This is a genomic window from Schinkia acidoalkalinis, from assembly GCF_054301215.1.
Window position 1 is genome coordinate 2,800,711 of record NZ_CP182573.1, and the last position, 24,588, is coordinate 2,825,298.

Here is a 24,588-nt window from a genome sequence, read left to right on the forward strand (position 1 = left end):
TCTAAGATCCACTTCAACAGATAATAAAGGATATTTCAGATGTTTTTCATCTTGGCATGATTCTTGCATAAAAAGTAGATGTGAAGTTTTGATGTGCCTTCACTAATAATGATAAGTAGTGCTGGAGGCGGTAACATTACTACTATTTAAGAAAGAAACTACATTATGAAACAAGAGGAAAGTCATGGTGGAAAGATTTAAGGGGGGTGGACAAGGTGTTGCAACGGTCGTTGAAAGAGAAAAATAAACGTAATGGAATGTATATCCAGTTGTTCGTTTCTAAACAACTAGATTAATAGAAATCTTAAAAATAAATATGAACGGAGGAAAGAAATGATAGGCTCATTATCAAAGTTTTTCACAAAAATGGTTGATCGCTATTTACCAGATCCGCTTGTCTTTGCAATGATTTTAACATTAATTGTTTTTGTAGCAGGATTTGCGTTAACTCCTAGTACACCAATTGACGTGGTTGGAATGTGGGGGGATGGTTTTTGGGGTTTATTAGCCTTTTCCATGCAAATGGCATTGGTTGTTGTAACAGGCCATGCTTTAGCGAGTTCTCCACTATTACGCAGATGGATGGGGAAAATTGCATCTATAGCAAAAACCCCAACTCAGGGTGTGATGCTTGTTACATTCATGGCTGCGCTTTGTTCTATTATAAACTGGGGCTTTGGACTAGTAATAGGTGCTCTATTTGCTCGGGAGGTTGCGAGACGAGTTCCAAAATCAGATTATAGACTATTGATAGCTAGTGCATATATTGGTTTCTTAACATGGCATGGAGGTATTTCAGGTTCGATTCCTTTAGCCGCTGCTACACCTGGAAACCCTATGGAAAAACTTGCTGGTATTATACCAATATCTGAAACCTTACTGTCACCCTATAATATTTTTATAACGCTTACATTATTAATTACCTTGCCATTTCTAACTAAAATGATGATGCGTCCAGAAAGTGAAATTGTTGAAGTGGATCCCGAGTTATTAAAAGAAGAACCTTCTATGGCTAGAAAATTACCACTAAATGCTTCTTTTGCTGAGAAGCTTGAAGAAAGTAAAATTCTTGCATTTATTATTGGAGCACTTGGAGTAGCGTATATAATCTATTATTTTACTAAAAATGGTCCGAAAATTGATATCAATATCCTAAATCTTACTTTCATTGTGCTTGGTATTATACTCCATGGAACACCTATGTCTTATATGCGTGCCGTTAAAGCGGCAATAGGTGGAACAGCAGGTATTGTGGCGCAATTTCCATTCTATGCCGGTATCCAACTGATGATGGAACACTCAGGTCTTGGTGGGCTTATTACCCAATGGTTTGTAGATATTTCAAATGTGAAAACATTCCCTATTTTAACCTTCTTAAGCTCCGGACTTATTAATTTAGCAGTTCCATCCGGCGGCGGTCACTGGGTTGTTCAAGGACCGTTTGTAGTACCTGCAGCACAGGCGTTAGGAGCAGATATAGGTAAAGCCGCAATGTCAATTGCTTATGGGGAGGCTTGGATGAATATGGCACAGCCTTTCTGGGCCCTACCTGCACTAGCTATCGCAGGACTTAAAGCTAGAGATATTATGGGATTCTGTATAACTGCCTTGTTATACTCTGGAATCATTTTTATCGTAGGATTGTACTTCTTCTAAAAATTTTTGCAAAAGTACTATAAAGAACAATTGGGTAAGGAGAGAAAAGAATGAAACCGATACTTACATCATTTATTGAGGCAATAAAAGATATAAAAGATGGGGCGACCATCATGGTTGGGGGTTTTGGTTTAGTAGGGATTCCTGAAAATTTAATTCTAGCTTTAGCTGAAACAAAAGTTAAGAATCTTACAGTAATTTCAAACAACTGTGGGGTGGATGATTGGGGTCTTGGTTTACTTTTGAGAAATAAACAGATCAAAAAAATGATTGGTTCTTATGTTGGCGAGAACAAAGAATTTGAACGCCAAGTACTCTCAGGTGAAATAGAAGTGGAGCTTGTCCCGCAAGGAACACTGGCAGAGAGAATTCGTGCAGGTGGCGCGGGAATTCCAGCCTTTTATACACCGGCTGGGGTAGGAACTCCAATTGCAGAAGGAAAAGAAACCCGTGAATTTGATGGAAAAGCGTATTTGCTTGAAAGAGGGATGACCGCTGACTTTTCATTAGTTCGTGCATTTAAAGGAGACAAAATGGGAAATCTCGTCTACAACAAGACTGCAAGAAATTTTAATCCGATGATTGCAGCTGCAGGAAAAGTAACAGTCGCCGAGGTTGAAGAATTAGTGGAAATTGGAGAGTTGGACCCTGATCAAATCCATACACCAAGTATTTATGTTCAAACAATTATAGTTGGGAAACAACAGAAAAAGATTGAGAGATTAACAGTTCAAAAGTAATCATGAAGAGGGGAGAAAAGACATGACCAGTACAAATAAAGTATTAACAAGAGAAATAATTGCTAGACGTGCTGAAAAAGAAATTGAAAGTGGTTCCTATGTTAATTTAGGAATTGGAATGCCAACTATGGTTGCGAACTTTATTTCAGACGGGAAGCAAGTTGTCTTACAATCTGAGAATGGCCTACTTGGAATTGGGCCATATCCAAAAGAAGATGAAGTTAATCCTGATCTAATCAATGCTGGAAAAGAAACAGTTACAGCAATTAAGGGTGCATCTTATTTTGATAGCTCTGAATCATTTGCAATGATTCGCGGTGGACATATTGATATAGCTATTCTTGGTGGAATGGAGGTTTCTGCGAAAGGAGACCTTTCCAATTGGATGATTCCAGGAAAAATGATTAAAGGTATGGGAGGAGCCATGGATCTTGTTCATGGTGCCAAAAAAGTTATTGTCATTATGGAACATGTAAGTAAAGATGGTAGCCCTAAAATTGTAAATGAATGTACTCTCCCATTAACAGGAATAAAAGTTGTCAGCCGTATCATTACAGACCGTGCTGTGATTGATGTAACTCAAGACAATTTAAAATTAGTAGAAGTAGCAAAAGGTTACACTATTGAAGATATTATCGCAGTTACGGAACCACCACTTGAAATTTCTGAAAATATCAGGTTAGATGCATTTTAAGGTGCACATTGAATAGTTACAAGGAATTTAGCTGAAAGATATAGACAATAAAAGGAACTAACAACCAAATAATGTAGGTTGTTAGCTCCTTTTTCTCTTTAGACAGACTTTTTATTTACATTTAATTTGAGCGTTCTGCCAACCAGTCGCCAATCGTTGGGAAGGTTAGAGAAACCGCTTTTGGACCAAATGTAACAGAAACATGTCCTGTTGGTACACATACATATTTCTTATCTTGACTTGAAATTTTATCCATTAATGCTTCGACTTGATGTGGCATTGCGATTACATCGCGCTCACCGGAAATATTAAGTACATTTGCATGAATGGAACCTAAGTCCACTTTACGTCCACGTAATACGAGTTCATCATTAATTAATTTGTTTTGTTGATAAAAATCGCGAATCCACTGACGATATGCTTCACCAGGGAATGGAATGCCGTCTTGTAACCATTTTTGCATTAATCGCCAGCTCTCAACGAACTTCGGATTTTCTGATCGGTCATATAATGTAACATATGGCCCGATGAAATTCGAAAGCGGATCTAGCATTTTGTTTCCAAAGTCAATCATTTCAGGAGGTACATTTCCTAATGTTTCCACAACTTTATCGACATCAAAGAAACGGTCATCTAGGAAGCTACCATATAAACCTGTGTTTTCAAAATCAAATGGACTTGTCATAAATACTAGATTCTTAATCGGTAATTCGGGATGAAGGGAAGCAAAGATTGATGTCATTGTTCCACCCATACAATACCCTAACATAGAGATAGAATCCGCTTTGGAAGTACGTAAAACCTTCTTCACAGCTCTAGGAATATAATCCAATATGTAGTCGTCAAGTTTCATTCGGCGATCTTCATAGCCAGGTGTACCCCAATCTAGCATATACACATCAAAACCTTGATCAAGAAGGTACTCAACAAGACTAGACCCTTTTGTAATATCAAGGATATAGGGCTTGTTAATTAGTGCATAAACCATTAGAAGGGGAGTACTATGCTTTTTGGGCTTATCAGAAATATAACGATATAATTTTGTTTTATTTCTTGTCCAAATTACTTCTTTTGGTGTTAAACCTACTTCTGGTTCTGGATCCTTAGTTAATACTTCTAACGTTTTTTTAAATCTACGATAAGATTGCTTTGCCTCATCGGGCATTAAATCTACCATATCTTCTAATTGTTTTTCTAAGATCAATCTGTACACACCCTTCTCGAAAGTCTACTATTACATTGCAAGTCCGCCGTTAATATTCAACTGTTGACCAGTGATATAAGCTCCATCTTTACATAAGAATAGTACACCTTTTGCAATTTCCTCTGGATGGCCGAAACGTTTTTGAGGAATTTTAGCTTGGATTTGACCACGAATCTCATCTGGAATTTCTGCAATCATGCTTGTTTCAATAAATCCTGGGCAAATGGCATTTACAGTTACATTTGATTTAGCTAATTCAAGTGCAAGAGATTTAGTAAATCCAATCAAACCAGCTTTAGCAGCTGAATAGTTTGTTTGTCCAAAGGCACCTGTTTGACCAATGATAGATGAAATGTTAATGATTCTTCCTGCATCAGATTGAGAAAGATGAGGTAATGCAGGAGAAATTGTGTTATATGAACTATTTAGATTCACATCAATAACTTTTCTCCAATTTTCTTCAGAAAGCTTTTTAAATGAACTGTCTCTAGTGATACCAGCATTATTAACTAAGATATCTAATCTTCCAAACTTTTCAACGGCAGCATTTACTAGTTTTGCAGCCTCTTCAGAAACAGAAACATCAGCTTGAACAGCAATTGCTTCACCACCATTTTCTTGGATGGAAGCTACTAGATCTTCAGCTGCCTTACTGCTGCTGTTATAATTTAAAACAACCTTTACCCCATTGCTTGCTAATTCCTTTGAAATAGCAGCTCCAATTCCTACTGCTCCTCCAGTAACGATAGCAACTTTCCCCTGTAAATTAATCATTTATAATTCCTCCCCTAATATAAATAACTTTTTTGATTTATTATTTTGCATTTGCTTTTACGTTTTTGATGTTATTGTTGTTCTTTTGTTGCTCTTCTTTAAGAAATTGAAGAACCTCGTCAAGTTTACTGCCAAGATCTTTTACTTCTTTTTTTAATGAAGCCATTTCCTTCTTCATACCTTCTGTTGTAACTAGATTATCAACGGTTTCTTCCAATTGCTCTTCCATATCATCTACTTTTTTATCTAAGTTGATAATAAGAGAAGAAAGATTGGATAGATCTTCACGAGAGGGAAGGTTCATTTGTTCAAGATATTGCTTTGTATTCTTATCAGTCATTTGTCTAAAAAGCAAATTTCCTTCTAAAACCTTTCCCATCCATTCGGAAAATTCTTCAGTACCAACTTTTTCATTAATGGATGGTCCCCAGTAATTTTGGACGTTTTTATAATAATCCTGCCATAAAACAAAAGGATCATAAGTATTCTGAGTAGACATGTTTTGAACTCCTTTCTTTATTTCGTCTCCACATGTAGTTTAAACATGTTTTTTGTCTGGAACAATTTAAATAATTCCAAAAATTTCTACAATCTCCGTGGGAAATTTGCAGGGGACTGTCGAAGAGGTAATAAACTTGTTTGTAAAACGTTGATATGTCAAGGAAGGTAGAGGGAGGCAAAAACAGACAAAAACCGCAAAAGGGCCAAATAAACAAATCTAGTAAAAGTTGACAATTGGCACACATAGGTGTAAATTACACATATAGTCAAAAAAAGGTGATGTTCATGACAGGAAACTCAAATCAACAAAATAATCTTGAAAAAGGTATCGGAGGTTCACCCAAAAATTTAATGGTTCCATTTTTATTGTTAAGTTTACGGGGGGGATTTGGCTTACATGGGTATAAACTGATTCAACAGTTAACCCAGCTTGGCTTCTCTTCTATTGACCAAGGGAATGTTTATCGGTTACTTAGGCAGCTAGAAAAGGATAATTTAGTAAAGTCCGAGTGGGATACAACCAGCAGTGGTCCTGCAAAACGAATCTATTCCATAACTGAAGTTGGCCTAGAGTATCTTGATTTATGGGCCGAATCCCTTGGACAATATCAAACGATGTTGGATAGTTTTTTTACTATGTATTCCAATATGTTTATGCCTCTTGTACCGAAGGGTAATAAAGACCCGGATGATAAGTGATACTTCAGAGTTATAACTATAAAAAAATAAAATTATTTAAATTTAAAGGAGGATGTTTTAATGTTTACAAATACTGTAGACCAAACAAAAAAGATAATTGATACAATGTGGGTGAGTTGGGAAAATGGAGTTCAACAAGTCTATCGATCTCAACAAGAATTAGGAAAAATGTCTCTAGAAGCTTTAAAAAAACAACAAGATATGCTTTCTTCAATTGCTGTAAACCAAAAGCAAGTAGAAGATGAAATCAAAAATTCATTAAACGAAGTTATCAAGCTATTTAAAGAAAATACTGTATATGTTAAAAACGAAGAAGTTTTTCAGTTATTTGATACTTGGAATGAGAAAATGATGGGGATCGTAAATCAGATCCAACAATTATCATCTACTCCTTCAAAAGCATTGCTAGGCTTAGCAGAACAATCTCATGAGAGCATGTATGAAGCTGTAAAGAATGCTTTAGAAAATCATAATAAAATGCATATTGAAACAACTGAAAAAATTGAAAAATTCATGGCACAAATCAAAGACTCTCAAGATAAATTCGTTACTGCTATAAAAGAACAAACAACTAAAACATTAGAGAAAAATCAGCCTAAAAAAAAGAACGCCTAACATTAGAAGAAATGGAAGCTAGGCAAGAAATATTAATTCAGAAATCAAAAGAAGTAATAGAACGGCCTTTTAATGATATTGTAATTGGTGAGACCGCTACTTTCACGAGAGAAGTAACAAATCAGGACATTTTCGACTTTGCAACGCTAACTGGAGATGTAAATCCTATTCATCTTGATGACGATTTTGCTACTAATACAATATTTAAAGGTAGAATTGCTCATGGAATCTTAACAGTTGGTTTTATTTCTACACTAATTGGTACAATTCTAATTGGTAAAAATGTAATTTATTTATCCCAAAATTGCAAATTTACAGCACCAGTACGTGTTGGAGATACGTTGAAAGTAGTTGGAACGGTCATTGATAAGCGTCCAGATAAAAAGATAGTAACGATACAAACGAATGTATATAATCAAAATGATGAAATGGTGCTTGAAGGAAGTGCCTTAGTCATGAAAAAGGAGCATGAATAAGCTCCTTTTTTTTTGTGTGGAAAGTTCCAATTTCTGACACAATTGTCCCGGTAAAATAGATAAAAACGTGGTATATTATAGATGTAAGGAAGAAATAAACAAAAAGCAAAGCTGCTTCAACTAAAGTTGACATTGGAGGCGACTCAACCATCCTAGTTAGTTCCGTTTAAGATAACTAGGTAGACTTTGGAATTACTGCTTGACAAAAGGAAAGTAGGTGATGCCCCACCAGAACTTTCTGATGTACCAAGTAGTAACTTGCAAAATCATGAGCCCACAGAAAAAATCCAGATACATGGAAATGAGTAGGTGGATACTCAAGTTGAGTTTCAGAACGATGAAATTGAATAAAAGCTTTTGGATGATCCCAATCTAAACTAAGATTGAAAATGAAGGTAGCCACGGAGCTGACGAAAACATCCTTAAAAACAAACACTTCTATTGGCAGTCCAACAATGGTGACTGTAATATGAAAATTTGAAGTGTTTACGAGCCCATCCGGGGTTGAAATTGTTCACGAAAAGGTTAACATTCTCAATTAGGATGTGGAATGGTTGGGTCACCTGCAATGTCAAGAAAAGGAGTTCGATGATGAATCGAACTCCTTTTTATTTTCGTGGCGAGATGAATGAAGAATAGTATTTGATTATGAAATCTACTTCACATACTACTTCACCTGTCCCAATATACTTGAAATATTGAAGGTGGAGGGGAGAGGTTAGATGACGGTAGAAATGATTGTAACAGTATTAACAATTATCGGGATTGATATTATTCTAGGCGGTGATAACGCTATAGTAATTGCGATGGCCAGTAAAAACCTCCCGAAAAATCAAAGAAATAAGGCCATTATATGGGGAGCTGGGCTTGCAGTGATCCTCCGAACTATTTTAACGATTTTTGCGATAATTTTATTGAAAATTCCATACTTAACATTGATTGGTGGGATGTTGCTTATTGGTGTTGCGATTGGACTGGTTATGGATGAGAAAAATGATAAAGTATCAGTGAAAGCAGGTGCCAGTTTATCAAGCGCAATCTCTACCATCGTGTTTGCAGACATGATCATGGGATTGGATAATGTCTTGGCAGTGGCTGGGGCAGCAGATGGGCATTTTCTTTTCGTTCTAATAGGGCTTCTCGTATCAATCCCAATAATCATAAGCGGTAGTAAGTTGATGCTTTTCTTGTTGGATAAAGTGCCCTTTTTTATGTATTTTGGTGCAGGGATATTAGCCTATACAGCGGGAAAAATGATTGCCCATGACGAAGGGATTTCAAGCTATACCAATGGAATCTCGCCTATCATCCCTATTATCATTGTCATCCTCGTATTGTGTTGGTGCATATTTGCTAAAAAAATAAATTATTTGTCGGTTAGAAAGTAAGCTCTTTTTCTATCATAATCTACGACTTGTCCCCATATACTGAAATAGCAAAGAAGTTCTAGGGGGATTAGCATGGAAGAAGAAATAGATGGCGTAGTCGTATTGGTTTGTCTCCATATAGCATTATTATTTGTCGTTTGTGTCGTAGCAAAATTTTTTGGAATTTTTTACTTTTAAATATTATTATGTAGTGAGCATCCGCTAGTAATTTAGACGGATGCTTTTTTATTCTTGGATAAACCCTAGGGTTTTTTTCTCATGATAACATTCATATTTTTCTTGCATATTGTATTGGTAGAAAAAATGGAAGCAAAGCGAAAGAACTGTCACGCTGTTTCCAGATGAGGTGTAAATCATGAGCGTTGTTAGAACGGATGAATGGCTGATGGAGTCCTATTATAATCCAATTGAATTATGTGAAAAGATTACCGATCACTTTGATGATGTTTCTGCTCCCGAAATTTATGATTATTTAACAATGCATGGTATGTATCACCCGTATCGGAGAGGGATCGGGCAAGTGGAGGCGTTGCAAAAAAATAAAGTGTGGGAAGTTGCCCAAAAGGAACAAATATTGCTTCAAAAATTGTGGGGCGGACCGAATGTCCCGATTTTTATTTTTCCGTCAGATACGAAAAACCGCAGGATTCAGCAGGATTTTAATGGGAAATCAGGCTTAGCGTTTAACGATAAATTATTTTTATTTGTTTCAGAACAGACTTCAGAGAAGGAACTAAAGTCGCTGCTGACCCATGAATACAATCATGTCTGCAGATTAAGTAAGTATCCTAAAAAAGAGGCGGAGTATGTTTTGTTAGATACGATAATTTTAGAGGGTCTGGCGGAGAATGCTGTTAGGGAAAGATTCGGCAATGAATTCATGGCGAACTGGACATCGTATTATGGAAATGAAGAGGTTCAGAGGCTGTGGGAAAGGCTAGTTCATCCAAATCGAAATATAAGTAACAGAAAGCGTGAGCATCATGAGCTCTTGTATGGAATGCGAGCCACCTATCCGAAAATGCTCGGGTATTGTGTCGGTTATTACTTGGTAAAAAAGTATATAGAAGAAAAGGGAGTCAGAAGTAAGGATTTATTATCTATAGCCTCAAATGAAATTGCTCAGACAGATTAACAAAAAATAGGGCTGTCTTGGTGGTATTGAAGTCATTGACACAAATGAGTGTATTGCTTCGTGGCATACCATAGGATAGCCCTGTCACCTATTTACCAGAAGAACCATGGAAGGAAAGCAAGGGTAGCAATCGCCCCAAAGGCAACGCCGATTCCAAAGCCTGCAACACCCCATCCCCATCCCCATCGTGGCCCCCAAAACCCGTAGCCAAATCCTCCTAAATTTCTCCGACCTTCAAATGGTCTAATAAAAACTTTTTGATGATCGACATGTGAGATAATTCCTCGATGAATTATACCGCCATGAGTTCTTATTTCAACAGGCCTACCAATATTACCGCTGCATACAGAGTGATAGTTCATTGGTGACATTTGTTCACCTCCTACGTACATATAATGGATACATAATAGTATATGAATGTAGGTGAGTCGGCTGGTTGGACAAATTTATCAGGGCATTCGTTTGAAATTATGGAAAGCTTTCGTCTTTTTCTAGTATTCTTGTTATACTATAATGGAAAAGTCTGGGACATCTTTTTTTAACTTTTCACGGCCAAATTTGGTGGCTTACATGAAAATGATAATGGGTAGGGTGCAGGATGGAAAATTGGTTGATTAGTATTATGAATGAACATGGGTACATAGGAATTTTGCTTTTGATCGCACTTGAGAATATTTTTCCGCCGGTGCCTTCAGAAGTTATATTAACATTTGGTGGCTTTATGACAACAAATACTGATTTAACAATTAGAGGTGTTGTCATTGCCTCTACGGTTGGGTCTGTCCTTGGGGCCGTTGTTCTTTATGGAATCGGGTTGCTTTTAGATGTAAAAAATCTAGAAAAAATCGTGGATAAATGGGGACATATTTTGCGCTTAACAAGAGAGGACCTTTATAAAGCGGATGCATGGTTTGATAAGTATGGGCCATGGACTGTGTTTTTCTGTCGGTTTGTTCCACTTATCAGAAGTTTAATCTCTATACCGGCTGGAATGTCGAATATGAACTTCGGTTTATTTTTACTTTTAACAACGGTGGGTACGTTCATCTGGAATATTGTGCTCATTAAACTTGGCGCTTCTGTTGGGGAATCTTGGGATACCATTGTAAATTATATGGATGTGTACTCAAACATTGCATATGTTGCTATTGGCATCTTGTTGCTTATATTTTTGTTTATTTTCATGAAGTCTAGAAAAACTAAAAAACTCTAAGATTATAAAAAGGCTGTAACCATGGAGATGGATACAGCCTTTTGCCTTTATAAATTATCTGTTACGAATTGTTTCTTAGAACTGATCATTTTCTTAAGCTTTCCTGCGCCGATGACTGCGGCAATAACAAGAACCTCAAAACCGTATTTCAGTATGTCATTTTCAAAAAATGCATGTATGAAAGGTTCGCCGACAATCATTTTTGCAGCAGTCCAGGCTAATATTCCTGATCCAATTGTGATGATAACCGGATAACGCTCCATCCATTTAATAATGATAGTACTTCCCCAAACCACAATTGGAACGGAAATCATTAATCCTAAAATAACAAGCCAAACGCTTCCATGAGAGGCACCGGCAACTGCAATCACATTATCTAATCCCATCGCCGCATCCGCAATGATAATCGTTCTGATTGCTGCGAACACATTATCGCCGGCCTTTACTTCATGACCTTTTTCTTCAACCAAAAGCTTGAAGGCAATCCAAATCAAAAGAATCCCGCCGACAAGTAATAATCCTGGAACCTTTAACAGCCATACTACTACAATCGTTGCCAAAGCACGTATTAAAACTGCTCCAACTGTTCCCCATACAATGACCGTTTTTTGTTTTTCTTTAGGTAAATTTCGTGCTGCAAGTCCTATGACTAGTGCGTTATCCCCTGCCAATACTAAATCGATAATGACAATTGACAAAAGTGCCGTTAAAAACTCCATCCCTTCAACCTCCATTTTTAATTTTAAAAAATAAAAAAGACCTTTGCCCTAATAGAAATTAAGGCAAAGGTCTTGCTAAACATGTATCATGTCAACAAAGCCGATGGATAGCACTCCATGAATTGACGACTTTGTTTCAGGTAAAAACCTGACGCTACTCCCCTTTGGAAAGAAAGCATATTAACTTATATATTTATCATATAAGAATGGTTGTATTTTTGTCAACGGTTACCTCTGAAAATAAAATTTAATAAAACTGAAACTTTGTCCATTTGTAATCGTCTATTACTTATGGTTAAATAAATTATTGGAGAAAAGAGGTAAAAGGAAGTTATTGACAAATATTCTAAAATTAATAGTTGCAACTTAAAATAGAAAGTAGTAAGATACTTTTCATTGATTCCTATTTTTTTTAAATCATATAAAAATAAAAACTAAACAAAGACAGAGAAAAGTTTAGAGTAAAGGTAATGACAAGGGGGAATTTAATATCATGAAAGGATTACTAAACAAACTTAAGAACTTTCGACCAAATGTTGATCAAAAGTTTTTATTAGCTGCTATCCTTTTATTGTGGCTAAAATCTTATATCGTTAGCCGTTTTGTTTTTAATCTTCCTATTGAAAATATTATAGAGGAATTTATTCTTCTAATAAATCCAATTGGTCCGATTTTAATTTTATTCTTATTTGCTTTTGCTTTCAGAAGAAAGCTTACGAGAAGAGCAATTTTAGTTTGCAGCTTTATATTTTCTTTTGTAAGTTATGCAAACGTAGTGTATTATCGCTTTTTTAATGACTTTATCACAATCCCGGTTTTATTCCAAGTGAAGAACTTTGGTGATATAGGCGGTAGTGCATGGGAATTAATGAAGCCATGGGATGTTTTGTTCTTTATCGATATTGTTGTACTAGCTGTGATTGCTAGAAAAAAAGAAATCAAGATTGTATCGTTCAAAAAGCCAGCCCAACGCACTGCGTTGCTTGTGTCTGCTGCACTGTTGGTTTTTAATGTTGGATTAGCCGAAACTCAAAGACCACAGTTATTAACAAGAACATTTGACCGTGAAATGTTAGTGAAATACCTTGGTGTGTATAACTATCATTTATACGATTTATTTATGCATTCAAAAGCATCTGCACAACGGGCATTTGCTGAAGGCAGCGACATCATTGAAGTAGAAAACTATGTGAATGATGGCGTTGATGAGAAAAATGAGATGACCGGTATTGCAAAAGGGAAAAACGTTATTTTAATTTCCTTGGAGTCGTTCCAAAACTGGTTAATCAATTATAAAGTGGAAGGTCAGGAAGTAACACCTTTCTTAAACCAATTGGTGAAGGGAAGCTATTATTTCGATAATTTCTACCATCAAACAGGTCAAGGAAAAACGTCTGATGCTGAATTTATCAATGACAACTCTTTATATCCATTGCCAAGTGGAGCAGTGTTCACGCAAAATGCGCAAAATACGTATAATGCTCTTCCACATATTTTGCAAGAAAATGGTTATACAACCGCTTCATTACATGGCAACAATAAGAGTTTCTGGAATCGTGATTTAATGTATCAAGCACTAGGCTATGAGCACTTTTTTGATGAAAAGTATTATAATGTAACGGATGACAACTCTATAAACTATGGATTGAAGGATATTCCGTTTTTCCAACAATCAATACCATTATTAAAAAGTTTGCCACAGCCGTTCCATGCTAAGATGATTACGCTCACGAACCATTTCCCTTATATCCTTGATGATCAAGACGTGATGATCCCAAGCTTACAAACAGGTGATGGCTCAGTTGACCGTTATGTACAAACGGCTCGATATTTAGATGAATCACTTAAGATTTTCTTTGATGAATTAAAGAAAAGTGGCCTATACGATAACACAATTGTTGTTATGTACGGTGACCATTATGGAATTTCTGAAAATCACAACAAAGCGATGGCGCAGGTTATTGGCAAAGAAATTACGCCTGACACTCATATAGAATTACAAAAGGTTCCTTTTATTATCCATATTCCTGGTGAAAAAGGAAAAACACTGCATACACTTGGTGGACAAATTGACGTTAAACCAACACTTTTAAACCTATTAGGAATTAAACCAGTTAAGGATATTGAATTTGGTACGGACCTATTCAGTAAAGATCGCAAAGATTTAGTTGTTTTCCGTGACGGAAGCTTTGTAACGAAAAACTTTATTTATACACAGGATACATGTTATACAAAAGGTACTGGACTTCCAGCAGATCCAATCTTCTGTAAAAAACCAGAAGAGACTGCCGATTATGAGCTTCAGCTTTCTGATAAAGTCATCCAGCGTGACTTGCTTCGATTCTTAAATGAACCGATTGAAAAGCTGACAAAAGAGAAAGATAAATAAAATGAAAGAGGCTGACTCGTTTGAGTCAGTCTTTTTTTGCATTAATAAAATTTCAAATGGAACATATATTTTATTGAGTACAGCATACGTTTATGAGGTATCTATTCAATATGGCTAAGGAGGGAGAAGGCATGGGTCGAACGATTAGGAAGGCTGCTGTCATTGGTGCAGGTGTGATGGGCTCAGGGATTGCTGCCCATTTAGCAAACATCGGGATTCCAACATTGTTGCTTGATATTGTGCCAAGTGCACTGAATGAAGCAGAAATAGCGTGCGGCTTTACTTTAGATGATATGCAGGTTCGCAATCGTTTAGCATTGGCGGCCAAGCAAAAATTATTAATGCAAAAGCCCGCCCCACTCATGTCCAAACGTCATATCGATTACATTGAAGCTGGCAACCTTACCGACCATCTCGAAAAGCTCAGTAAAGTTGATTGGATTATTGAAGCAGTAGTAGAGAAATTAGATAGTAAGCAATCCATTTTTGAAAAAATTGAGCAAATAAGGAGCGCAGAGACAATCGTCAGTTCGAATACATCTGGAATATCGATAGAGGCTATGGCTGAAGGAAGATCAGCGGAATTTAAGAAGCATTTTCTTGGCACCCACTTTTTTAATCCACCCCGTTACTTAAAACTACTCGAAATCATTCCTACTAAATATACCGATCATCATGTTCTCGAATTTATGAAAAGCTTATGTGAAGAGGTTTTAGGGAAAGGCGTTGTCGTTGCAAAAGATACGCCCAACTTTATCGCGAACCGAATTGGAACATACGGATTTTTCATTACTGTAAAAGAAATGCTAAAGGGCGACTATAGTGTAGGTGAGGTTGATTCATTGACCGGTCCATTGATTGGGCGGCCCAAGAGTGCAACCTTCCGGACGTTGGATGTTGTCGGCCTAGATACATTCCTGCATGTGGCCAATAATGTTTATGAAAAAGTATCTGAAGAAGAACAGCAAGTATTTGCGATTCCTGCGTTTATGAGGAACATGCTGAATAGCGGGTGGCTTGGCAGCAAATCAGGGCAAGGCTTTTATTTAAAAAAAGCCAAAGACATCTTCGAGCTTAATGTTAAAACCATGCAATATCAGCCCATGGAGAAGATGAAGTCAGCTTCGCTGGAAAGAAGTAAACAAGCAAAAGATTTAAGTGATAAATTGAAGCTGCTTGTCTATAGCGAGGATCGTACTGGCCAGTTTTTATGGAATATCTTAAAACCGATGCTCCTTTATTCAGCACGGTTAGTCGGTGTGATTGCAGATGATTTGGTCGCAATTGATAATGCAATGAAATGGGGCTTTGGTTGGAAGCTTGGCCCATTTGAAACATGGGATGTCATTGGCCTGGAACAATCGATTCGAAAAATGGAGCGGGAAGGTGAACAAATTCCAACATGGATTGGTGAGCTATTAGCTTCATGCAGAAATTCATTTTATGAAAATCATGGTGGTGTCACGAGCTTTTATGATAAAGGTGAAAATAAGGTTTTGAAGCAAAACTACAAAGTACTTCAGCTTTCACAAGAAAAGCAGCGAAGAGGTGTGATAAAGAAAAACAGTGGTGCAAGCCTTCTTGATATTGGTGATGATGTCGCTTGCTTGGAATTTCATTCTCCTAATCAGACGATTGGCTTGGACATCATCCAAATGATACAATATGCCGTTTCTGAAGTTGAAAAAAATTATCGCGGACTTGTGATTGGACATCATGGTAAAAATTTTTGCCTAGGAGCCAACCTCGCTTTAATTCTTATGGAAGCTCAAGATGATAACTTTTTTGAAATCGAATTTGTTGTGCGGCAATTTCAAAATGCCATGATGAGGATTAAATATTGTGAGAAGCCTGTTGTGGTGGCACCGTTTGCGATGACTCTTGGTGGTGGCGCGGAGGTCTCTCTTTCTGCATCTGGCCTGCAAGCATCCAGTGAAACGTATATCGGGCTTGTGGAAACAGGGGTTGGTCTTATACCGGGTGGCGGCGGCTCAAAGGAGCTTTATATAAGACAATTAGCAAAGAGATTGAGTGGTGCTAGAGGTAGTCTCGATGCTCAAGTAGGCATTGACAGCTATAGCTTGAATAAGGCAGCCCGGACCGCTTTTGAAACGATTGCGATGGCAAAGGTATCAACTTCGGCACATGAAGCGAAAGAGCTTGATTATTTACGCCCACAGGACAGTATAAGCTTTAACGCTGACCATTTATTGTTCGAAGCAAAACAAAAGGTGCTTGCTCTTGATTCCGAAGGGTATAGGCCGCCGCACCGTCATAAAATACCAATTGTAGGTGAAGTGGGCTATGCTGCGATGCTCCTTGGTGCCCAGCATATGAAGACCTCCGGCTTTATTTCAGACCATGATTTGAAGATTGCGAGTAAACTAGCCTTTGTTATTTCCGGTGGCCGCCTTGCGGAAGGCACTTTCGTTGATGAGCAATATCTATTGGATTTGGAGCGTGAAGCATTTTTAAGCTTGCTAGGTGAACGGAAAACACAAGAAAGAATGCAGCATATGCTTATTAAGGGTAAGCCGCTGCGGAATTGAGTTTGGTGCTTACATGGCAATCCCTATTCAAGGAGGCGAAAAGCTGTGAGAGAAGCGGTTATTGTTGCTGGTGCCAGGACTCCAGTCGGCAAAGCGAAAAAAGGCACACTTGCAAATGCTCGTCCTGACGACTTAGCTGCTTTAACGATAAAGGAAACATTAAAACGCGCTGGCAACTATGAAGGGAATATTGATGATTGTATCATCGGTTGCGCTGTTCCGGAAGCGGAACAGGGCTTAAACATGGCGCGCCAAATTGCCGCATTAGCTGGTTTGTCCTATGAAACACCTGCAATAACGATTAATCGTTATTGTTCGTCAGGATTGCAATCTATCGCTTATGGTGCCGAACGAATCATGCTTGGGCAAGCCAATACCATTATTGCTGGTGGAGCCGAGTCAATGAGCCTCATCCCGATTACAGGACATGTGGTTAAGCCGAATATCAAGCTCGTTGAAAGTGCACCCCAGTATTACATGGCTATGGGTCATACTGCAGAAGTCGTTGCAGGTAAATATAAAATAACTAGGGAAGAGCAAGACGCATTTGCAGCACGAAGCCATGCCCGTGCGGCGCGGGCGCTTGCCGAAGGAAAGTTTTCCGAGGAAATTTTACCGGTAGAAGTTGTGGTTCGGTCGATGGATGAGAACAACAAGGTAACGGAGAGGACTGTTCTATTTCAGCATGATGAGGGTGTCCGTGCAGAAACAACTGTTGAAGTTTTAAGTAAACTAAAGCCTGCCTTCACTGCTGGTGGAACAGTTACGGCAGGAAATGCCTCGCAAATGAGCGATGGGGCAGCAAACGTCTTACTAATGGACCAGGAAAAAGCAAAAGCTCTCGGACTACAGCCATTGGCAAAGTTCCGTTCATTTGCAGTTGGCGGTGTTCCTCCCGAAGTAATGGGTATCGGTCCTGTTGTGGCTGTTCCAAAAGCTTTAAAGCTGGCAGGATTAGCGTTATCGGACATCGGTTTGATAGAGTTAAACGAAGCATTTGCTTCACAGTCAATTCAGGTAATCCGTGAGCTTGGCTTGGACGAAGAAAAAGTTAATGTAAACGGCGGCGCCATTGCCTTAGGGCATCCGCTTGGCTGTACCGGAACAAAACTCACATTAACTTTAATTCATGAAATGAGACGCCGTAATGTACAATTTGGGATTGTGACGATGTGCATCGGCGGAGGAATGGGTGCAGCCGGGGTGTTTGAGTTAATAGGGTAAAAATAGGGGGGGACTATGTATGGCCAACCGGCAAATAAAAGGAGCGCAATTTTTGATTGATGACATTTCGTATGAAAGCGTCTTTACCCCAGAGGATTTTACCGATGAGCATAAAATGATTGCCAAAACAACAGAGGATTTCGTGATTAAAAAAGTTATGCCGCATCTTGCGGAGTTGGAAAACCAACAATTTGATAAATCTGTCAAGCTCCTTAAGCAGGCGGGTGAGCTGGGCCTATTGGGGGCAGATATACTGGAGGAATATGGTGGTGTTGGTCTTGATAAAATTAGTTCGGCACTGATTGCCGAAAAGCTTTCGATTGCCGGTGGATTTTCTATCTCACATGGGGCGCATGTTGGAATCGGCTCACTCCCAATCGTATTTTTTGGAAATGAGAATCAAAAGCAAAAATACCTTCCACTACTAGCCACAGGGAAAAAACTGGCTGCCTATGCTTTAACAGAGCCGGGCTCCGGTTCCGATGCACTTGGTGCAAAAACAATGGCAAAGCTAAATACGGAGGGAACGCACTTTATCATAAATGGGGAGAAGCAATGGATTACGAATTCTGCTTTTGCCGATATTTTTATCGTCTATGCAAAAGTGGATGGGGAGCATTTTACCGCCTTCATTGTTGAACGTGATTTCCCGGGTGTATCGACCGGGGCGGAAGAAAAGAAAATGGGAATTAAAAGCTCATCAACGCGTACATTACTTTTACAAGATGTCCCTGTACCGAAGGAAAATGTGCTAGGGGAAATTGGGAAGGGTCATATCATTGCCTTTAATATTTTGAATGTTGGTCGCTATAAGCTTGCTGTTGGAACCATTGGTGGATCGAAGCGGGCCCTTGAGCTCTCAGCAAAATACGCGAACGAACGTCAGCAATTCAAAACCCCAATTGCGAAATTTGGTTTAATTCAAGAAAAACTGGCCAATATGGCAACAAAATTATATGCTATGGAAAGTTCTATATGGAGAACGGTTGGATTATTTGAAGCACGTATGGGTGCTTTTACAGAAGAAGAAAGTAGGGATGGGAAGCAAGTAGCGAAAGCAATGGCGGAATATGCAATCGAATGCTCCCTGGGAAAAGTATTCGGAACGGAAATGCTTGATTATATTGCTGATGAGGGCGTACAAATCCATGGGGGCTACGGCTTTATGGCAGAATACGAGATTGAAAGAATTTACCGCGATTCACGAATTAATCGGATTTTTGAAGGGACCAATGAAATTAACCGTTTAATTGTTCCAGGCACACTGCTCAAAAAAGCGATGAACGGTGAGCTTCCGCTTTTACAAAAGGCACAGGCTCTACAGGAAGAGCTTACGATGATGATGCCAGAGGAAATCGGGGAGGCTAATCTTGAACAAGAAAAATATCTTGTGAAAAATGCTAAAAAAATAGCCATCTTAACCACAGGTCTAGCTGCACAAAGGTTCGGGCCGGCCCTTGAAAAACAGCAGGAAATCCTCAGTAATATCGCCGACATCGTGAGCCATATTTATGCTATGGAATCAGCTGTACTCAGGACGGAAAAAGCCATTGCCAAAAACGGCCTCGATAAAAATAAGCAAAAGATTCTCTACACTGAAATTTATTGCCAAGAAGCGTTTAATGCCATTGAAGCCCATGCAAAAGAAACGATTGTTGCTGTAGAAAACGGTGATACGCTCAGACTGATGATATCGGCCCTCCGAAAACTAACCCGCCATACCCCTATCAATGTCATTGCTAAAAAACGCGAAGCAGCAGTGGGTGTGATAGCAGCACAAAAATATATCGTATGATAAATGCTCCTATTCTGTAGGAGCTTTATTTTGTTGCACAAGGAGATTTCCCCGAAATAATTATGAAATCCATAACCGGATATGATAAAATAATCGTAAATATGGACAAGGAGGAAACGTATGGAAATCACTTTTTATTGGTATCCTAAATGTGGTACATGTCGAAAAGCAAAGCAATGGTTAGAAAATCATAATGTTTCTTTCAATGAAATACATATTGTTGAAAATCCGCCTTCAAGGGAACAGATTGAAGATTTTTATAAAAAAAGCGGATTGGAGTTGAAGAAATTTTTTAATACAAGCGGACAGAAATATCGGGAATTAGGGTTAAAAGATAAAATAAAGACTTCAAGTGATGATGAATTATTGGACTTGTTAGCCACTGACGGCATGCTGATTAAGAGGCCAATTACTACGAATGGCCAAAAGGTAACCGTAGGTTTTAACGAAGATCAGTTTAATGAAACATGGGTTTAGCTTATCCTTCTTATAGAAGGCTTTAAAATAAGAGATATGGAGGGATTTTTCATGAGTATTCCTAAGGATTTACGTTATTCAAAAGAGCATGAGTGGGCAAAAGTAGAAGGAAATAAGATCCGAGTAGGGATTACCGATTTTGCACAGCATGAATTAGGAGATATCGTGTTTGTTGAACTTCCTGAAGTTGGCACTGAATTAACAGCCAATGAATCATTTGGAAGTGTAGAATCAGTTAAAACCGTTTCAGAGCTCTATGCTCCTGTCGGTGGGAAAGTTGTTGAAATCAACAGTGATCTTGAAGATAGTCCTGAATTAGTTAATGAATCTCCATATGAAAAGGCTTGGATGATTGTGATTGAGCCTACAGACTCCTCAGAATTGGATCAATTGCTGACTGCTGAGCAGTACGAAGAATTGGTTAAAGAAGACTAATAAAGAGGTCTTACGGAAAAACGTTATAAAATCAATTACCCGACCAAATCGCTAGGATTTGGTCTATTTTAATTTCTCCTCGATAACAAAAACAATGTTTTTCATTTGTGATATACATATAATAAAAATAGAATATTAACCAAGGTGGAGAAGACAATTGGAACGAATGGATACTGGAAAAGTCATCATTGTGGAAGGAAAATCAGATAAGAAAAAGATTGAGCCATTGCTGCTTGATTCAGTTGAAATTATTTGTACAAATGGAACGGTAAGTGCGGAAAAAATTGAAGAGCTTGTCGATGAATTTGATCTTGATAACAAAGAAGTCTATATCTTAGCGGATGCTGATTATGCTGGCGAAAAATTGAGAAAGCAGCTTAAAAGAGAGCTGCCAAACGCGGAACATATATACATTGATAAAGTATTTCGTGAGGTTGCAACAACACCGGAATATCAACTGGCCACAGCCTTGCTTAGTAAAAATATTAATGTTAATCCTAAATATCTTATTAAATGAGGTATCACAGTGAACAAAATATATCCTGAGGCATGGCCGGAATTTACGCATGAGAATGGCGTAGTGTTTGTATACTGTTATACGCCGCTATGCGGTACATGCCAATTAGCGGGAAAAATGCTTGAAGTTGTCCAAGAAGCCTTCCCTACATTACGAATTTATAAGTGCAATTTGAATTATTTTCCAAATAAAGCAGAGCAATATTTGATTGAAAGTGTGCCGTGTTTACTAATTTGGCAGAGTGGGAAAATCCAGGAAAAAATATATGCTTTCCAGTCGGTTCAGAATCTATTTGATATTGTGAAAAGATACCATTTATAACAAAGGGTCATTTCCTTGCTGATGGCCCAAACTTCAGCCCTTCATAGCTTTTATGAGGGGCATTTTTTTGTCTCAATATTGGGAAAACCACCCGCTACAGTAAAAATAAGGGAGTGTGTGAATAAGCAAATTATGTTATAAAGATTAAAGCGTGAAAAAAAAATCGGATGCACCCAAAAATAAAAATGATCGTTCGAATGTATATAGGGATTGAGGTGGAAACATGAAGCCTATACGTATAAAATCATGGTTCAAAAGTAAACGTTCATATTCCGAGGGGGAGATTGAAGAGCTTGTTTTTAGGGCTCAAAGTGGAGATGAACGGGTACGCCACGATTTGCTTGATCAGTACAAGCCATTTGTCAAAAAAGTCGTCTCAAAAGCTTGTAAACGATATATATCGGAGTCAATGGATGAGTTTAGTGTGGGATTACTTGCTTTAAATGAAGCGGTGGACCAGTTTAATAAAGATCAAGGAAGCAAGTTTTTAACATTTGCGACGGTAGTGATTAACCGAAGAATCATCGACTATATTCGCAAAGAAAGCAGGCACCAGCATATACTCCTTTCAGACGAAGAAGACGAGGACGGCAATATTCAAGAAAATTATATTGAGCGAAAAACCTCTCTTGATAAATATGAAGCAGACGAGGTAAGCAAAAATAGAGTAGAAGAAATTAAGGAGTATCAAAAGCTATTGTTCAGTTATGGGATTACCTTTGAAGTGTTAAGTAATGAGTGTCCAAAACACATGGATGCCAGGGAAAATGCAAAATTAATAGCGAAGACAGTGGCTGAAGATGTTGAAATACGAACATCATTAGTAGAGAAAAAACGGCTGCCAATCAAAGATATTGAATCGCTTGTATCCTGCAGCCGCAAAACGATTGAAAGGAATCGAAAGTATATTATAGCAATTGCGTTAATTTACATTGGCGAATTTAATGCTTTAAAGTCATACATTGAGCCTGAGAAGGGGGGGACATATTAATGAAACATGGTATTGTAATGAGAATAAGAAAAAGGAAAGCGGTTGTTTTAACAAAGGACGGAGCTTTTCAGACAATTTCTGTAAAAAAAGGCCAACATATTGAAATTGGCTCAGAAGTTGATGTCCCTGCTCCTGTGGCAAATTATTTTTTTAGTTCAAGTGGTAAACGGGCAGCATTTTCTATTGTTGCTGCCGTCGTTATATTGTTTGTGTTATTTTCGCAGTTATCAATGTTTACTCAAAGCAACTTAGCAGTTGCAGCCTATATTGGGGTGGATATAAACCCCAGCCTTGAAATTGGCGTGACTGACAAATTAAAGGTAGTAGAAGTGAATCCAATCAATGATGATGGTAAAAAAATTATGAAGCAAATTCAAGAAGACTACCAGGGAAAGTCCTTATCAGAATTCATCAATGATACTATGGAATTAGCTCAAAAAGATGGTTATCTTAAAGAAAATCATGATGTCTTATTAACAACAACGATGGTTGATAAAAAGGCAGAGTCATCCATTGAGGAAAATTTACACGAAATTAAAAAAGTTATCGAAAAGAACGGTGTTGCCGTAACAACACTAAAAGGTGATGAGAATACAAGGAAAGAGGCTAAAGATAAAGGCATTTCTACCGGCAAGTATTTAATTTATAAAAAAGCCCATGACACTTTGACATTAGACGAAACTAAGAATCTTTCCATCACACAGATCTATGACAAACTTGAACAAAACCAGAAAAAGTCTGACATGAAAATTGAGAAAAATAATAAAAGACCTAATGCGAAAAATAATAAAAATCAAAACGAACAAAAATGGATTGAAAAAGAAAAACTAAATCAAAGTCAAAAAAATAATAAAAACAATACGAAAAATAACGATAAAAAGTATAATCAAAACGATAATGCAAATAAAGATAAGAAAGATGAAAGTGATAAAAAAAACGATGGAATGAATGTGGAGACAAAGCAAACATGGGAAAATTCGTCAACAAAAACAATTCAATCCGTTAATAGCGGCAATGGAAATCAAAAGTTTAAACAAGAAAAGATTGGTCAAACTTTTAAAACCGATGTAAAGGAAAAGAAGGGAAAGACTGAAAGCGAAAAAGTTAATAAAGAGAAGCAAAATAAGGAAAAACAAAATAAAGAAAAGCCTGATAAGGCTGCACCTTATATAGAAAAGCAAGATAATCAGGAATATGATTGGAATTCCCACCCGAATAATCAGGGGAAATGGGACAAAAATAGGCAAGAAATTAAAAGCAAAGATAAAAAATATGATGATTAAATGATATTTCTCAGGAAATAAAGACAAATTTTATCGGAAACGATAGAGTTTGTCTTTTTTTGATGAGATTATTTTCAGAATTGTCGAACTAATATTCAAGGGTAATCAAGATATTTGAAGAATATGTAGGTAAGAGAATTAGAGACTGAAATAGGGTGTGGAAAAATGGGAGAGATTAATTTTAAAAAAGCGTTAATGGATTTCATCGGCCGCCTTACATATGCTTCTCATATAATACCATTACTAGAAGATGAAAAAATATCAGTGAAATTTAGTTCGACAGATCAAAATGAAGTTGCGATAACATTGAATGGAAAAGAAGCTCAATTAGCTGTGGAGCATGCAGAAGAATATTCTTTAATTATTCGCGGTGATTCTATGGCTCTCCTCGAGTTAATTGAAGGAAGAGTAAAATTACAGGAGTTAAAAAGAAGAGGTGAAATCTCTGTAGAGGGAAGATTCCGTTATCTTTTAAAAATAGAATCATTGTTATATTGCTGTGCCTCAGAAACGATGACAATTAAAGTATAATTTTTATTTTTAAAATAGTTTGACAAGTGTGAAGATAAGTGATAGTATTTATCTAAATTAAATACTAATGAACAATTTTTTCTTATCTAGAGAGGTGGAGGGACTGGCCCTATGAAGCCCGGCAACCGGTTTTTAATTAAAAACACGGTGCCAATTCCAACAGAGCAGATGCTCTGAAAGATAAGTTGAGCGTTGAATATTCAACCCCTCTTCTTATCTGAAGAGGGGTATTTTACATTTACATTAAAAAAAGGGAGATGTT

Annotated in this window: 25 protein-coding genes and 1 riboswitch; of the genes, 20 read left to right on the forward strand and 5 right to left on the reverse strand. The window is 37.6% G+C overall.

Annotated elements, in window-relative coordinates; all coding sequences use genetic code 11:
* The first annotated feature begins 336 nt into the window (after positions 1 to 336).
* From ACNQFZ_RS14150 to ACNQFZ_RS14160, 3 genes are read left to right on the forward strand one after another with little or no spacing between them, the layout of a single operon-like run.
* The gene (locus ACNQFZ_RS14150) at positions 337 to 1,656 is read left to right on the forward strand and encodes a TIGR00366 family protein (RefSeq protein ID WP_458415395.1); all 1,320 of its coding nucleotides are present in this window, start codon (positions 337 to 339) and stop codon (positions 1,654 to 1,656) included.
* A 50-nt stretch (positions 1,657 to 1,706) separates the two neighbouring features.
* Positions 1,707 to 2,396 carry a CoA transferase subunit A gene (locus ACNQFZ_RS14155; protein WP_458411979.1) on the forward strand — a complete coding sequence of 230 codons (690 nt, stop codon included), beginning with the start codon at positions 1,707 to 1,709 and terminating at the stop codon, positions 2,394 to 2,396.
* A 22-nt stretch (positions 2,397 to 2,418) separates the two neighbouring features.
* On the forward strand, positions 2,419 to 3,090 hold the full coding sequence (locus ACNQFZ_RS14160; protein WP_458411980.1) for a CoA transferase subunit B: 672 nt from the start codon (positions 2,419 to 2,421) through the stop codon (positions 3,088 to 3,090).
* Between the two features lie 121 nt (positions 3,091 to 3,211).
* Here the strand turns inward: ACNQFZ_RS14160 and phaC are convergent, their stop codons facing one another.
* The 3 genes from phaC to ACNQFZ_RS14175 are packed head-to-tail and all read right to left on the reverse strand — an operon-like array spanning position 3,212 to position 5,567.
* Positions 3,212 to 4,267 carry a class III poly(R)-hydroxyalkanoic acid synthase subunit PhaC gene (phaC, locus tag ACNQFZ_RS14165; protein ID WP_458415396.1) on the reverse strand — a complete coding sequence of 352 codons (1,056 nt, stop codon included), beginning with the start codon at positions 4,265 to 4,267 and terminating at the stop codon, positions 3,212 to 3,214.
* Positions 4,268 to 4,324: 57 nt separating this feature from the next.
* Positions 4,325 to 5,068 carry a 3-oxoacyl-ACP reductase gene (locus ACNQFZ_RS14170; protein WP_458411981.1) on the reverse strand — a complete coding sequence of 248 codons (744 nt, stop codon included), beginning with the start codon at positions 5,066 to 5,068 and terminating at the stop codon, positions 4,325 to 4,327.
* A gap of 40 nt (positions 5,069 to 5,108) precedes the next feature.
* On the reverse strand, positions 5,109 to 5,567 hold the full coding sequence (locus tag ACNQFZ_RS14175) for a polyhydroxyalkanoic acid synthase subunit PhaR (protein ID WP_458411982.1): 459 nt from the start codon (positions 5,565 to 5,567) through the stop codon (positions 5,109 to 5,111).
* A 287-nt stretch (positions 5,568 to 5,854) separates the two neighbouring features.
* On the opposite strand from ACNQFZ_RS14175, the gene phaQ reads away from it, so the two are divergent.
* From phaQ to ACNQFZ_RS14200, 5 genes are all read left to right on the forward strand, one after another.
* Positions 5,855 to 6,268, forward strand: a complete 414-nt coding sequence (gene phaQ / locus ACNQFZ_RS14180) for a poly-beta-hydroxybutyrate-responsive repressor (RefSeq protein ID WP_458411983.1) — start codon at positions 5,855 to 5,857, stop codon at positions 6,266 to 6,268.
* Between the two features lie 60 nt (positions 6,269 to 6,328).
* Positions 6,329 to 6,883: a hypothetical protein gene (locus ACNQFZ_RS14185; protein ID WP_458411984.1), complete on the forward strand. Its 555-nt coding sequence runs from the start codon at positions 6,329 to 6,331 to the stop codon at positions 6,881 to 6,883.
* Between the two features lie 11 nt (positions 6,884 to 6,894).
* A complete protein-coding gene (locus ACNQFZ_RS14190) occupies positions 6,895 to 7,359 on the forward strand; it encodes a MaoC family dehydratase (RefSeq protein ID WP_458411985.1) in 465 nt (154 codons plus the stop codon).
* 722 nt (positions 7,360 to 8,081) lie between these two features.
* Positions 8,082 to 8,747, forward strand: a complete 666-nt coding sequence (locus ACNQFZ_RS14195) for a TerC family protein (RefSeq protein ID WP_458411986.1) — start codon at positions 8,082 to 8,084, stop codon at positions 8,745 to 8,747.
* A 355-nt stretch (positions 8,748 to 9,102) separates the two neighbouring features.
* Positions 9,103 to 9,882, forward strand: a complete 780-nt coding sequence (locus ACNQFZ_RS14200; RefSeq protein ID WP_458411987.1) for a DUF2268 domain-containing protein — start codon at positions 9,103 to 9,105, stop codon at positions 9,880 to 9,882.
* 92 nt (positions 9,883 to 9,974) lie between these two features.
* Here the strand turns inward: ACNQFZ_RS14200 and ACNQFZ_RS14205 are convergent, their stop codons facing one another.
* Positions 9,975 to 10,253: a hypothetical protein gene (locus ACNQFZ_RS14205; RefSeq protein ID WP_458411988.1), complete on the reverse strand. Its 279-nt coding sequence runs from the start codon at positions 10,251 to 10,253 to the stop codon at positions 9,975 to 9,977.
* Between the two features lie 227 nt (positions 10,254 to 10,480).
* On the opposite strand from ACNQFZ_RS14205, the gene ACNQFZ_RS14210 reads away from it, so the two are divergent.
* On the forward strand, positions 10,481 to 11,095 hold the full coding sequence (locus ACNQFZ_RS14210; protein WP_458411989.1) for a DedA family protein: 615 nt from the start codon (positions 10,481 to 10,483) through the stop codon (positions 11,093 to 11,095).
* Between the two features lie 47 nt (positions 11,096 to 11,142).
* On the opposite strand, the gene ACNQFZ_RS14215 is transcribed toward ACNQFZ_RS14210, so the two are convergent.
* A complete protein-coding gene (locus tag ACNQFZ_RS14215; protein ID WP_458411990.1) occupies positions 11,143 to 11,829 on the reverse strand; it encodes a TerC family protein in 687 nt (228 codons plus the stop codon).
* Between the two features lie 478 nt (positions 11,830 to 12,307).
* Here ACNQFZ_RS14215 and ACNQFZ_RS14220 point away from each other — a divergent pair, with 478 nt between their 5' ends.
* The 11 genes from ACNQFZ_RS14220 (at position 12,308) to ACNQFZ_RS14270 (ending at position 24,326) form a co-directional block, all read left to right on the forward strand.
* The gene (locus ACNQFZ_RS14220) at positions 12,308 to 14,203 is read left to right on the forward strand and encodes an LTA synthase family protein (protein WP_458411991.1); all 1,896 of its coding nucleotides are present in this window, start codon (positions 12,308 to 12,310) and stop codon (positions 14,201 to 14,203) included.
* Positions 14,204 to 14,334: 131 nt separating this feature from the next.
* The gene (locus ACNQFZ_RS14225; RefSeq protein WP_458411992.1) at positions 14,335 to 16,752 is read left to right on the forward strand and encodes a 3-hydroxyacyl-CoA dehydrogenase NAD-binding domain-containing protein; all 2,418 of its coding nucleotides are present in this window, start codon (positions 14,335 to 14,337) and stop codon (positions 16,750 to 16,752) included.
* 45 nt (positions 16,753 to 16,797) lie between these two features.
* The gene (locus ACNQFZ_RS14230) at positions 16,798 to 17,976 is read left to right on the forward strand and encodes an acetyl-CoA C-acetyltransferase (protein ID WP_458411993.1); all 1,179 of its coding nucleotides are present in this window, start codon (positions 16,798 to 16,800) and stop codon (positions 17,974 to 17,976) included.
* A 19-nt stretch (positions 17,977 to 17,995) separates the two neighbouring features.
* The gene (locus tag ACNQFZ_RS14235) at positions 17,996 to 19,771 is read left to right on the forward strand and encodes an acyl-CoA dehydrogenase family protein (protein WP_458411994.1); all 1,776 of its coding nucleotides are present in this window, start codon (positions 17,996 to 17,998) and stop codon (positions 19,769 to 19,771) included.
* Positions 19,772 to 19,891: 120 nt separating this feature from the next.
* Complete coding sequence (locus tag ACNQFZ_RS14240; RefSeq protein ID WP_458411995.1) at positions 19,892 to 20,248, forward strand: arsenate reductase family protein; 357 nt, start codon at positions 19,892 to 19,894, stop codon at positions 20,246 to 20,248.
* Between the two features lie 51 nt (positions 20,249 to 20,299).
* The gene (gcvH, locus tag ACNQFZ_RS14245; protein WP_458411996.1) at positions 20,300 to 20,683 is read left to right on the forward strand and encodes a glycine cleavage system protein GcvH; all 384 of its coding nucleotides are present in this window, start codon (positions 20,300 to 20,302) and stop codon (positions 20,681 to 20,683) included.
* Positions 20,684 to 20,849: 166 nt separating this feature from the next.
* Complete coding sequence (locus tag ACNQFZ_RS14250; protein ID WP_458415397.1) at positions 20,850 to 21,200, forward strand: toprim domain-containing protein; 351 nt, start codon at positions 20,850 to 20,852, stop codon at positions 21,198 to 21,200.
* 9 nt (positions 21,201 to 21,209) lie between these two features.
* On the forward strand, positions 21,210 to 21,521 hold the full coding sequence (locus ACNQFZ_RS14255) for a thioredoxin family protein (protein WP_458411997.1): 312 nt from the start codon (positions 21,210 to 21,212) through the stop codon (positions 21,519 to 21,521).
* Positions 21,522 to 21,744: 223 nt separating this feature from the next.
* Positions 21,745 to 22,512: an RNA polymerase sigma-I factor gene (sigI, locus tag ACNQFZ_RS14260; protein ID WP_458411998.1), complete on the forward strand. Its 768-nt coding sequence runs from the start codon at positions 21,745 to 21,747 to the stop codon at positions 22,510 to 22,512.
* Positions 22,512 to 23,795: an anti-sigma factor domain-containing protein gene (locus tag ACNQFZ_RS14265; protein ID WP_458411999.1), complete on the forward strand. Its 1,284-nt coding sequence runs from the start codon at positions 22,512 to 22,514 to the stop codon at positions 23,793 to 23,795. The genes sigI and ACNQFZ_RS14265 overlap by 1 nt, the downstream gene beginning before the upstream one ends.
* Before the next feature lie 165 nt (positions 23,796 to 23,960).
* Entirely contained in the window at positions 23,961 to 24,326 is a 366-nt protein-coding gene (locus tag ACNQFZ_RS14270) for an SCP2 sterol-binding domain-containing protein (protein WP_458412000.1), read from the forward strand.
* A gap of 79 nt (positions 24,327 to 24,405) precedes the next feature.
* Positions 24,406 to 24,513: riboswitch (SAM riboswitch) on the forward strand.
* The last annotated feature ends 75 nt before the right edge of the window (positions 24,514 to 24,588 follow it).